The following is a 10,562-nucleotide window of genomic DNA, read 5'->3' on the forward strand; positions in this document are numbered from 1 at the left end:
GCGGTGCTGGTCGGCCTGTTGACGCTCTTCTTCCAGAAGACCACCACCGGGCGCGCGCTACGGGCGGTCGCCGACGATCATCAGGCGGCGCAGTCGATCGGCATTCCGCTGAATCGCATCTGGGTGATCGTCTGGTGCGTTGCCGGCCTGGTCGCCCTGGTGGCGGGGGTAATCTGGGGTTCCAAGCTCGGCGTCCAGTTCTCGTTGTCGACGGTGGCGCTGCGGGCACTGCCGGTAGTCATTCTCGGCGGGCTGACTTCGGTTCCCGGAGCGATCATCGGTGGCTTGATCATCGGTGTCGGCGAGAAGGTTTCCGAGGTCTACCTTGGGCCAATGATTGGCGGTGGCATCGAGATCTGGTTTGCCTACCAACTGGCTTTGGTTTTCCTCCTGTTCAGGCCGCAAGGGCTGTTCGGCGAGAAGATCATCGACCGCGTGTAATCGGGGAGCAGGCAAGTGCTATATAGAGAAAACGGTCAGTTCAAGACTTCTTACGCCGCCGATCAGCAGATCTTCCCGATTGCGCAGGACCGCTGGGCGATTGTCGGCATTCTGATACTCGCTTTCGTCGCTGTCCCTTTGCTGGTGGACGAGTACCTCTTCCGGGCGATCTTGATTCCCTTCCTGATCCTGTCGTTGGCTGCCCTCGGGGTCAATATCCTGGTCGGCTATTGCGGGCAGATCACGCTCGGGGCGGGGGCCTTCATGGCGGTCGGGGCGTATGCGGCGTTCAACTTTCACGTTCGCATCGAGGGCATGCCGCTGCTCGTTTCCCTGCTGCTGGGCGGGTTAACGACGGCTGTCGTCGGCATATTTTTCGGTATACCAAGCTTGCGAGTGAGAGGCTTGTACCTGGCGGTGGCTACGCTCGCGGCGCAGTTCTTCACCGACTGGGTGTTTCTTCGCATTCCCTGGTTTACCGACAATTCCTCGTCCGGTTCGGTTTCGGTTTCCAACCTGCAGGTGATGGGCTGGCAGATCAACAATCCGGTGAGCAAATACCTGTTTTGCCTGGCGTTCCTGACGGTTTTTGCACTGCTGGCAAAAAACATGACGCGCAGTGCCATTGGTCGGCAGTGGATGGCCATTCGCGATATGGACGTCGCCGCCGAGGTGATCGGCATTCGGCCGCTGTTTGCCAAGCTCTCCGCGTTTGCGGTGAGTTCCTTCTTCATTGGCACCGCCGGTGCGTTGTGGGGCTTCGTTCACCTCGCGTCGTGGGAGCCGGCGGCATTTTCGGTCGATCGTTCGTTCCAGTTGCTGTTCATGGTGATCATCGGTGGCCTCGGTTCGATCATGGGCAGCTTCTTTGGCGCCGCCTTCATCGTCATCCTGCCCATCGCCCTGAATCAACTGCTGCCAATAATCAGTGACCTGACCGGCATCGAGATCTCGACCGCCGGCGTTTCGCACGCCGAGTTGATCATCTTCGGCGGATTGATCATTTTCTTCCTGATCAAGGAACCGCACGGCATTGCCCGTCTGTGGTCCACCGGCAAGGAGAAACTGCGGCTCTGGCCGTTCCCGCACTGAGCCACGTCTTTGGCTTGTTTCACGGTTGTTGGGGTGTTCTATCGCAGTTGCAGCAGTACCACCATTTCAATAAGAGGAGACACTAATGAACTTACGCAAGCTCGCATTGACTGCTTCGCTAAGCGCTGTCGTTCTGTCGTCGCTGGCCACAGCGCCAGCTGTCGCTGCCGCGGCAAAGGAGCAGTTTTTTCCGGCTCTGGTGTACCGCACTGGCGCCTATGCACCGAACGGTACGCCCTGGGCCAATGGCTATCTTGACTACCTCAAGCTGGTGAACACCAAGGGTGGTATCAACGGCGTCAAGATCGTTTTCGAGGAGTGTGAAACAGGTTATGCAACCGACCGCGGGGTTGAGTGCTACGAGCGACTGAAGGGCAAGCACGGCGGCGCAACGGTATTCCAGCCGCTGTCGACCGGCATCACCTTCGCCCTGACCGAAAAGGCGCCGAAGGACAAAATCCCGCTGATTACTTCGGGTTACGGGCGCAGCGAGTCGTCCAACGGCGCCGTCTTTACCTGGAATTTCCCCTTGCTCGGAACCTACTGGGTCGGCGCTGACGTCGCCATCCAGTACATCGCCAAACAAATGGGCGGTGTCGACAAGCTGAAAGGCAAGAAAATCGCACTGGTCTACCACGACAGCCCATACGGCAAGGAGCCTATCGCGGTCCTCGAGGAGCTGGCCAAGAAACACGGTTTCGAGGTGCAACTCCTGCCAGTGGCTCACCCCGGTGTCGAGCAGAAAGCGACCTGGCTGCAGATCCGTCAGAGCCGGCCGGACTACGTCCTGCTCTGGGGTTGGGGCGTGATGAACTCGACTTCGCTGCGTGAGGCCCAGGCTACTGGCTATCCGCGCGACAAGATGTTGGGCGTTTGGTGGTCGGGAGCCGATCCCGATGTCAAGGACGTTGGCGAAGGTGCCAAGGGCTATAGCGCGATGACCCTGCAGGATGCTGCCGATTCCAATTCCAAGATCGTCAAGGACCTCCTGGCAGCCGTGCACGCCAAGGGTGATGGCACCGGGCCGAAAGACGAGGTCGGATCCATTCTCTACATGCGCGGGTTGATCTCGGCGATGCTCGGCGTCGAAGGTGTCCGCAAGGCACAGGAGCGCTACGGCAAAGGCAAGGTGATGACGGGCGAGCAGGTGCGCTGGGGCCTCGAGAACCTTAACCTCGATCAGGCGACGCTCGATGCGATGGGCTTCGCCGGCATCATGCGTCCGGTGCAGACCTCGTGCCTTGATCACATGGGCTCGGCGTGGGTGCAGATTCGGACCTGGAATGGCAAGAAATGGGAAACCGCTCCCGACTGGTTCCAGGCCGACGACAAGACGCTACGTCCGATGGTCATGCTCGCTTCGGGCAAGTATGCGGAAGACAAGAAGCTCAAGCCGCGCACACCCGAAGAGTGCAAGATGTAGGTTCCGGTGGGCTCGCCTCGGCGAGTCCTTTGTCAGCCCTCCTGCTTGCAGGAGGGCGGCCCGATTAGCGAAGAGACGCCATGAGCACAGCCAACATCCTTCTCCGAGTCAATAGCATCGAGGTCATCTACAACCACGTGATCCTGGTTCTCAAGGGCGTTTCCTTCAGCGTTCCGGAAGGGGGGGTCGTCGCTCTCCTCGGTGGCAACGGTGCCGGCAAGACAACGACCCTGCGCGCGGTCAGCAACCTGCTGCACGGCGAGCGAGGCGAAGTGACCAAAGGCACCATCGAATTGCGCGACGAGCGCATCGAGGCGCTGACGCCGGCAGACCTGGTCAAACGCGGGGTGATTCAGGTAATGGAGGGGCGGCACTGTTTCGGCCATCTGAGCATCGAAGAAAATCTGCTGGCGGGGTCGTATACACGCAAGGACGGGAAGGCGGCGATCAACGAGACGCTGGAAAAAGTCTATTCGTATTTTCCGCGGCTGAAGACACGCCGCACCAGTCAAGCCGCCTACACCTCCGGCGGTGAACAGCAGATGTGCGCCGTCGGTCGTGCGCTGATGGCCAATCCACGGATGGTCCTTCTCGACGAGCCTTCGATGGGACTGGCGCCGCAGATCGTCGACGAGGTGTTCGGTATCGTCAAGGATCTGAACCAGAAGGAGGGCGTCACCTTCCTGCTGGCCGAACAGAACACCAACATGGCGTTGCGCTACGCAGACTTCGGTTACATCCTCGAGAATGGCCGGGTGGTGATGGAGGGTGCCGCCAAGGATCTGGCGTCGAACGAGGACGTCAAGGAGTTCTACCTCGGGTTATCGTCCTCGGGGCGCAAGAGCTTCCGAGACGCGAAGCATTATCGTCGTCGCAAGCGCTGGCTTTCGTGAACCGGTAGCGGCACGCTATCTCTCCTCTCGCACTGACGGAGTGTCTTCGCTGTCTGGCGCGAACTTTCCTACGGTGTGAGTGACAATCCGATGACCTTTTACGACTCGCTGGAGACGCGTTCGCCGCAAGAACGCGAAGCCTGGTTAATGGCACGCCTGCCGCAGCAGGTGGTGCACGCCACACGGAAATCTCCCTACTACCGCGATCGCTTTGCTGGCTTCGTCGCCAATGAGATCAAGTCGCGCGCTGGTCTGGCGTCTTTGCCGCTGACACGCAAGAGTGATCTGATGGAACTGCAGCGGGCGGCGCCGCCTTTCGGAGGCCTGGCAGCGACGCCGCTGGCAGGGTTGTCGCGGGTCTTTGCCTCGCCTGGCCCGATCTACGACCCCGAGGGTCGTGGGCAGGACTGGTGGCGCTTTGCCCGCGTCCTGTTTGCCGCCGGCTTCCGCGCCGGCGATCTGGTACACAACGCCTTCTCTTACCACTTCACGCCGGCCGGCTTCATGCTTGAAGGCGCGGCGCACAAGCTGGGCTGTCCGGTTTTTCCCGCCGGCGTCGGACAGACCGACATGCAGGTGCAGGCGATCGCCGATCTGAAGCCGGCAGCCTATGTCGGCACGCCGTCCTTCCTGCGCATCATCCTTGAAAAAGCGGACGAGATCGGCGCCGACGTCAGTTCACTCACCAAGGCCGTTGTTTCCGGAGAGGCGCTGCCGGCGACGCTGCGCAAGCTGCTCAATGACCGGGGTGTGGTCGTTCGTCAGGCCTATGCCACTGCCGATCTCGGCGTAATTGCTTATGAAACGCCGAGCGAGGAGGGGTTGGTTGTCGAGGAGGATGTGCTGCTCGAGATCGTCCGTCCGGGAACGGGTGATCCTGTCCCCGATGGCGAAGTCGGGGAAGTGGTGGTCACCAGCTTCAATGCGGATTACCCGCTGATCCGTTTCGCCACCGGCGACCTCTCGGCGGTGCTGTCCGGTATCAGCCCCTGCGGCCGGACCAACGTCCGTATCAAGGGCTGGCTGGGTCGCGCCGATCAAACCACCAAAATCAAGGGGATGTTCGTTCACCCCTCGCAGGTGGCCGGCATCGTCGCTCGACATGCGGAAATCGGCCGCGCTCGCCTGGTGGTAGACAACCCCGGCGACCAGGATCGGATGACCCTGCACTGTGAAGTCAGGAGGCCCTCCGATGAACTTCAGGCTGCCGTGGTGTCCAGTATTCGGGACATTACCAAGCTGCGTGGCGAGGTAGCCTTCCATGCCGCAGGCACCTTGGCCAACGACGGCAAGGTAATCGAAGACATCCGTAAGTACCAGTGAGGCACGCTCTGCTTGCGATGGCCGCTTGGCTGTTCGGTGCTTCGCTTCTCGCTGCCGAGGAGCTGCCAGCAACATCGTCCGCCGCAGTTTCGGGGCCGCAGATTGGTGACTGCGTGATTTTTCGCGAAGGCGGCGCGGGCTTGGTGCTGAGGATGCCGACCTACTGGTTGAAGGGCTCGATTGCGGGCATCGCCCGTGAACGGCGGAAGCTGGGTCTCTGTCCACGCCTCGGCAAGCAGGCGTCTGCCCATACGCCCGCCGATTGGGCTGTGCTGGCGGCGGCCATGCCATGCCTCGAGCATGACTCAGGGACTGTTCCGAAGGATGTGGAGGTAACGCGTGTGCAGGTGACGGTCAGCGATTGGGAAACGCCCTGGTCGCATCAGCATGGCACGACGGGATGGCTTTTTCGTGGGCGGTTTCTTGATCAGGCGCTGAAAAAGGGAGAGGTGATCGACATGGATGCGGCGTGGCTCGAGCGTTGTGAGGCGAATTGATGCGCGGGGGGCCCTTGACCGGGGTTCGCGTTCTCGACCTGACTCGCCTGTTGCCCGGTCCGGTTGCGACCCTGCATCTGGCCGATCTGGGCGCCGACGTGATCAAGATCGAGGATCATGGCGCCGGTGACTACGCGCGTTTTCTCGGCGATGGTCCGGCAGGGGTCAGCGCGTTCTATCGCAGCGTCAATCGTAACAAGCGCGGCTTGCGCCTTGACCTGAAGCACTCGCAGGGGCTGGCGGCGTTTCTACGCCTGGCGTGTGGCGCCGACATCGTTGTCGAAAGCTTTCGGCCGGGAGTGAGTGACAGGCTTGGCATCGGCTATCAGGCTCTGCGTGCGCTCAATCCGCAGATCGTCTATTGTGCGATTACCGGCTACGGTCAGAGCGGGCCATTGGCGACTGTGGCAGGGCACGATCTCAACTACATCGGTCTTGCCGGCGTGCTCGATCAGATTGGCGTAGACGGTGGCCCGCCGGCGATTCCCAATCTGCAGATCGGCGATTTGCTGGGCGGCGCGATGAGTGCCGTGATGGGCATACTCGCGGCCCTGTTCGACGCCCGCCGCAGCGGCCAGGGTCGGCTGGTTGACGTGGCGATGAGCGAGGCCGTTCTGGCGCACAATCTTTTCCCTTTGTTCGCCCTGCAGAGCTCAGCTGTCGTGCCGCTACGCGGTACCGATCTGCTCAGTGGGGGTGACCCGGGCTACCGGGTCTACGCCACCGCCGACGGTCGCTACATGGCCGTTGCGCCGCTCGAGAAGAAATTCTGGGAGGTCTTTTGTGATGCCCTCGGACGGCCTGACTGGAAGGTGCTGCACGGCAGTCGCGGTGCAACCGCGACGGCATTGGCGCGGGAATTGGAGCACTTGTTTGCCGGCCGCGATCAGGCGTATTGGGCCGACTTCTTTGCTGGCGTGGACTGCTGCGTGACGCCGGTGCTCGATGTGGCGCAGGCCCTCGAGCATCCGCAGTTTGTTGCACGCGGAATGACCGTGCGCTCTGACGGGGTGACGCAATACGCGCCGCCGGTGAAACTGTCCGGCTGGGTCTTTGCCGTTGAGCGCGTCGCACCGGAATGCGGCGAGCACAGCGAGGAGGTGCTGCGCGAGGCGGGGTTTTCCGCGAGCGAGATTCACTGTCTGCGGGAGGCGTCGATCATTTGAAGCGGCGCGCTGCAACCGATCCGATTTCGGCGAGGGAGTTGTGCCTCAAGCGGCCGACAGCGCATGGCTGCCGGCTGGCTTTTTCGCCAGGCTGGCCGTAGCGAGCGACCCTGCCTACGGCTTTTGTTTGGGTTTCTCTGCGTCTGCCGGCTTGTCGCTCTGCTGGGCGGCTACCGCCTGCTTCATCTGTTCCTGCATCTGCTGCATCATCGTCCACGGCCACATTGCCGCCTGCTTGAGTCCCTCACTACCGCCTGCAGCACCGGGAACCAGGGCCTGACCCTCATCGGCACCGGCAGCGCCGGGGGTGAAATTGCTGGTCATCTGGCCCATCGCGCGTACGGCGTTGAGCGTCACGGATTGCATTTCGAGGCCCTGGATGGTCATCTGCAGCATTGACAGGTTCATCTTCAGCCAGCTCTCGACCGCTTTGAGATCTTTCACCTTCTTGTCGATTTCGTCCGCGTCGAAAGTGGGTGTCACCATGCCTGGCAAGGAGGAGGAAAAGCCCATGTTTCCCCACATCTTCTTGGCGAAGCTCATGGGATCGTTGATCGAATCGTTACTGGACATGTTCGTGCTCCGGTCGTGGTGGAATCGATCATCTTAGCAAAGTATTGCCGTCTCTGGCGGAGCGAGCGTCGCCAAATAGAAGTGGTTAGCGACACCTTGCCGCTGGCGGGCCGATGTCGCTGGCTTCACAGTCGGTAACAGTAGAGCCGGGTTTGTCGCGCGTCGTCGACTTCGATCACCTGCTCGGCTGCGATGGCGGGCACCGGGAAGCTGTTGCTGATGAACAGGGTTCCCGGCCGCATTTCGTACTGGACCTTGGTCCACAAGGCGGCCATCGGGGCCGGCGAAAGAAAGGCATAGACAACGTCGTAGCCGCCCAGGTCGGCGCGCCAGAGATCGCCCCAGCGCCAGTCGCAATTGGTCCGTCGGGCGGTACGCAGGCGGCCAACGAGCCAGGTAAGCGGTGCGTTTTCCACTCCTGTGAAGTGGGCTTCTGGTCGCTGCACGGCCAGCGGGCTCAGGACGCTGGCCAACCCCGCGCCAAGGTCGAGAAAGCGCATTTTGCTCAGGTCGGCGGTGATCGCGGCGAGGGCAGCTGCGGTCGGGCGATTGGAGAGGTACAAGGGTATCTGACCGCCGAGGGCGCCGCGATAGACAAGCAGCAGGACGATGAACAGGAGCAGGTACCAGCCCGGGTCGATGGCCATCGTCGAAGCGGCCCAGGCCAGCGGCGCAAAGAGCGCGTGGATCAGCCACCACCACCACGCCTGGCGGGTGAGCCTGGCGAAAAACAGGGCGACACCACCGATGGCGAAAGCGGTCTGCGGCCAGGGCAGTTCTTCGTTGCGGATGCCGTAGTAAGGCCAGGCAAGTGACAGCACGGCGAGGACCGCAGCCATTTGCAGGGCCAGTTGCCGAAGCTGCGGGCCGAGCAGGGGTGGCGAGGCATCAGTGGGGTCGGGTTGCTGCGAAGACAATCGGCTGCTCCGGAAGACTGAGCTCCGGATTGTATGGCCTGTGTCCGTTCTTTGCTTGATCAGACCTTGCTCGGGGCGACCAATGGCCGGCCTACCACCTCCGCCGTGGCGCCGGCCTCGTAGCGAGCAAGCTGTTGCCGCCTGCCCGTTCTTGGTGCGATCCCGTGTGGCTGGCCGTCGCCGCAAGCCTAAGCTGCGCTGTCGCTGGGGAGTTGAGCAGCGTCTTCTGGCGGCAGAACCTTGCCTGGATTGAGCAGGTTGTGCGGGTCCAGCGCCGACTTGATGGCGCGCATCACGGCGATCGCTTCCGCGCCATGTTCTCGAACCATGAAGCGGGTCTTGCCGATGCCGATACCGTGCTCGCCGGTGCAGGTCCCCGACATCGCCAGCGCCCGTTCGATGACGCGTTCGTTTATCCATTCAGCGTCCTGCATATCCTGCTGGCTGGCGGGGTCAACCAGCACCACGAGGTGAAAATTGCCGTCGCCGACATGACCAAACAGGGCGATCGGGATCGACACCTGTGCGATATCTTCGTTGGTAGCCTGGATGCACTCGGCCAGGCGCGAGATGGGTACGCAGACATCGGTCGGAAAGGCGCGGCACCCGGGTTTGAGCTGCAGGCAGGCAAAATAGGCGTCGTGGCGGGCCTGCCACAGGCGTGAGCGATCCTCGCCATGGGTCGCCCAGTCGAAATCCCGGCCGCCGAAACTGGCGGCGATTTCCTGCACCATTTGCGCCTGTTCTTTGACCGATGCCGCGCTTCCGTGGAACTCGAAGAACAGCGTCGGTAATTCCTCCAGTGCCGTGTGGCTGTGGCGATTGACTGCCGAGAGGGTCAGTGCATCGAGCAACTCGATACGGGCCACCGGTACGCCCAGTTGGATGGTCTGGATGACAGTATTGACCGCCGCCTTGATGTCGGGGAAGGCGCAGACCGCCGCCGAGATGGCGTCGGGGATTGGATGCAGTTTGACGGTCAACTCGGTGACGATACCGAGGGTGCCTTCCGAGCCGATCAGCAGGCGCGTCAGATCATAGCCGGCAGATGACTTGCGCGCTCGGCCACCGGTTCTGATGGTGCGGCCATCGGCCAGGACGACGGTCATGCCGAGTACATTGTCGCGCATGGTGCCGTAGCGAACGGCATTGGTTCCCGAGGCACGCGTTGCCGCCATGCCGCCGAGCGAGGCGTCGGCGCCGGGGTCGATCGGGAAGAACAGCCCACTGCCCTTGAGTGCCGAATTCAGTTGCAGGCGCGTGACGCCGGCCTCGACAGTGGCATCGAGATCCTCGGCGTGTACGGCGACGATCCTGTTCATCCCGGAGAGATCGATGCTGATGCCGCCGTGAGTTGCAAGGACGTGTCCTTCGACGGAGCTACCAACGCCATAGGCAATCATCGGAATTCGATGAAGATGACAAAGGCCGGCAATCTCGGCAACTTCGGCCGTCGTTTGGGCAAAGAAGACGCCGTCGGGCGGTGCTGGTTCATGAACTGATTCGTCTCGCCCGTGCTGCAGGCGGATCGACTCGCCTTGCGAGAAGCGGCAACCAAAGCGGCGCTTGAGGGTGGTCGTGACATCGTCCGACAGTGGTCGGTGGCTGGGATAGGAGATGCTCATGGCTTCTGGAGGCTCCTTGCGCTATGACCAGGAAAGACGAAGCCATTCGATTCTACGCCGTCCACTCTATCAAAGTGCCGAAAAGAGGCGAGCGACGGCTGCTTTTCTCCTGTATACTCCTTGGCTGCTTGAAAAAGCATTTGACAGTGTCTTGATTGAACGTCAGAATTATGGGTTCTGAGCTGGAGGGATACCCAAGTGGCCAACGGGATCAGACTGTAAATCTGACGGCTCTGCCTTCGAAGGTTCGAATCCTTCTCCCTCCACCAAAAACGCCGCCATTGGTGATGTTGATTGTTCGTGCTTCGGGTAATGGTTTTGCGGGTGTAGCTCAATGGTAGAGCTGAAGCCTTCCAAGCTTATGACGAGGGTTCGATTCCCTTCACCCGCTCCACGTTGCGGTCGCAGAATTGCTTCAGGCATCTAGCACGACGCCCATGTAGCTCAGCGGTAGAGCACTCCCTTGGTAAGGGAGAGGTCGACAGTTCAATTCTGTCCATGGGCACCACCGTTTGATGCTGCAGATTCATTAACTTCTAACGTCTTGAGGTACCGGTAATGGCCAAGGGAAAATTTGAACGTACCAAGCCGCACGTGAATGTGGGGACGATT

The 10,562-nt window shown here is 61.3% G+C and carries 10 protein-coding genes and 3 tRNA genes; 10 read left to right on the forward strand and 3 right to left on the reverse strand.

Going from position 1 to position 10,562, the window contains the following annotated elements; genetic code table 11:
• The 7 genes from RUW20_RS18065 to RUW20_RS18095 all read left to right on the forward strand — a co-directional run.
• The coding region (locus RUW20_RS18065) for a branched-chain amino acid ABC transporter permease (protein ID WP_313953613.1) at window positions 1-441 on the forward strand (441 nt) is incomplete at its 5' end.
• 15 nt (window positions 442-456) lie between these two features.
• The gene (locus RUW20_RS18070; RefSeq protein WP_313953614.1) at window positions 457-1,533 is read left to right on the forward strand and encodes a branched-chain amino acid ABC transporter permease; all 1,077 of its coding nucleotides are present in this window, start codon (window positions 457-459) and stop codon (window positions 1,531-1,533) included.
• An 85-nt stretch (window positions 1,534-1,618) separates the two neighbouring features.
• Complete coding sequence (locus tag RUW20_RS18075; protein ID WP_313953615.1) at window positions 1,619-2,956, forward strand: ABC transporter substrate-binding protein; 1,338 nt, start codon at window positions 1,619-1,621, stop codon at window positions 2,954-2,956.
• Window positions 2,957-3,036: 80 nt separating this feature from the next.
• The gene (locus RUW20_RS18080; RefSeq protein ID WP_313953616.1) at window positions 3,037-3,849 is read left to right on the forward strand and encodes an ABC transporter ATP-binding protein; all 813 of its coding nucleotides are present in this window, start codon (window positions 3,037-3,039) and stop codon (window positions 3,847-3,849) included.
• A 90-nt stretch (window positions 3,850-3,939) separates the two neighbouring features.
• Window positions 3,940-5,172, forward strand: a complete 1,233-nt coding sequence (locus RUW20_RS18085; protein ID WP_313953617.1) for a phenylacetate--CoA ligase family protein — start codon at window positions 3,940-3,942, stop codon at window positions 5,170-5,172.
• A gap of 17 nt (window positions 5,173-5,189) precedes the next feature.
• Complete coding sequence (locus tag RUW20_RS18090) at window positions 5,190-5,669, forward strand: hypothetical protein (protein WP_313953618.1); 480 nt, start codon at window positions 5,190-5,192, stop codon at window positions 5,667-5,669.
• Complete coding sequence (locus RUW20_RS18095) at window positions 5,669-6,835, forward strand: CaiB/BaiF CoA-transferase family protein (RefSeq protein ID WP_313953619.1); 1,167 nt, start codon at window positions 5,669-5,671, stop codon at window positions 6,833-6,835. The genes RUW20_RS18090 and RUW20_RS18095 overlap by 1 nt, the downstream gene beginning before the upstream one ends.
• 114 nt (window positions 6,836-6,949) lie before the next feature.
• Here the strand turns inward: RUW20_RS18095 and RUW20_RS18100 are convergent, their stop codons facing one another.
• The 3 genes from RUW20_RS18100 to RUW20_RS18110 form a co-directional block, all read right to left on the reverse strand.
• A complete protein-coding gene (locus RUW20_RS18100; protein ID WP_313953620.1) occupies window positions 6,950-7,408 on the reverse strand; it encodes a PhaM family polyhydroxyalkanoate granule multifunctional regulatory protein in 459 nt (152 codons plus the stop codon).
• Between the two features lie 125 nt (window positions 7,409-7,533).
• The gene (locus RUW20_RS18105; protein WP_313953621.1) at window positions 7,534-8,325 is read right to left on the reverse strand and encodes a class I SAM-dependent methyltransferase; all 792 of its coding nucleotides are present in this window, start codon (window positions 8,323-8,325) and stop codon (window positions 7,534-7,536) included.
• Between the two features lie 188 nt (window positions 8,326-8,513).
• Complete coding sequence (locus tag RUW20_RS18110; protein WP_313953622.1) at window positions 8,514-9,950, reverse strand: FAD-linked oxidase C-terminal domain-containing protein; 1,437 nt, start codon at window positions 9,948-9,950, stop codon at window positions 8,514-8,516.
• 184 nt (window positions 9,951-10,134) lie between these two features.
• Between RUW20_RS18110 and RUW20_RS18115 the strand changes: the two genes are divergently transcribed.
• The 3 genes from RUW20_RS18115 to RUW20_RS18125 all read left to right on the forward strand — a co-directional run bounded on the left by RUW20_RS18115 (window position 10,135) and on the right by RUW20_RS18125 (window position 10,458).
• A tRNA-Tyr gene (locus RUW20_RS18115) sits at window positions 10,135-10,219 on the forward strand.
• Window positions 10,220-10,270: 51 nt separating this feature from the next.
• Window positions 10,271-10,344 (forward strand) — tRNA-Gly (locus tag RUW20_RS18120).
• Between the two features lie 39 nt (window positions 10,345-10,383).
• Window positions 10,384-10,458 (forward strand) — tRNA-Thr (locus tag RUW20_RS18125).
• Window positions 10,459-10,562: the final 104 nt, after the last annotated feature.

This window comes from Accumulibacter sp. (genome assembly GCF_032229525.1).
Lineage (GTDB): Bacteria > Pseudomonadota > Gammaproteobacteria > Burkholderiales > Rhodocyclaceae > Accumulibacter.

What these genes read in the sequence shown, in the direction of transcription:
- RUW20_RS18075 (WP_313953615.1), top strand. Translation starts at nt 1,619, where the DNA reads ATGAACTTACGCAAGCTCGCATTGACTGCTTCGCTAAGCGCTGTCGTT.
- RUW20_RS18080 (WP_313953616.1), top strand. Translation starts at nt 3,037, where the DNA reads ATGAGCACAGCCAACATCCTTCTCCGAGTCAATAGCATCGAGGTCATC.
- RUW20_RS18085 (WP_313953617.1), top strand. Translation starts at nt 3,940, where the DNA reads ATGACCTTTTACGACTCGCTGGAGACGCGTTCGCCGCAAGAACGCGAA.
- RUW20_RS18090 (WP_313953618.1), top strand. Translation starts at nt 5,190, where the DNA reads ATGGCCGCTTGGCTGTTCGGTGCTTCGCTTCTCGCTGCCGAGGAGCTG.
- RUW20_RS18095 (WP_313953619.1), top strand. Translation starts at nt 5,669, where the DNA reads ATGCGCGGGGGGCCCTTGACCGGGGTTCGCGTTCTCGACCTGACTCGC.
- RUW20_RS18100 (WP_313953620.1), bottom strand. Translation starts at nt 7,408, where the DNA reads ATGTCCAGTAACGATTCGATCAACGATCCCATGAGCTTCGCCAAGAAG.
- RUW20_RS18110 (WP_313953622.1), bottom strand. Translation starts at nt 9,950, where the DNA reads ATGAGCATCTCCTATCCCAGCCACCGACCACTGTCGGACGATGTCACG.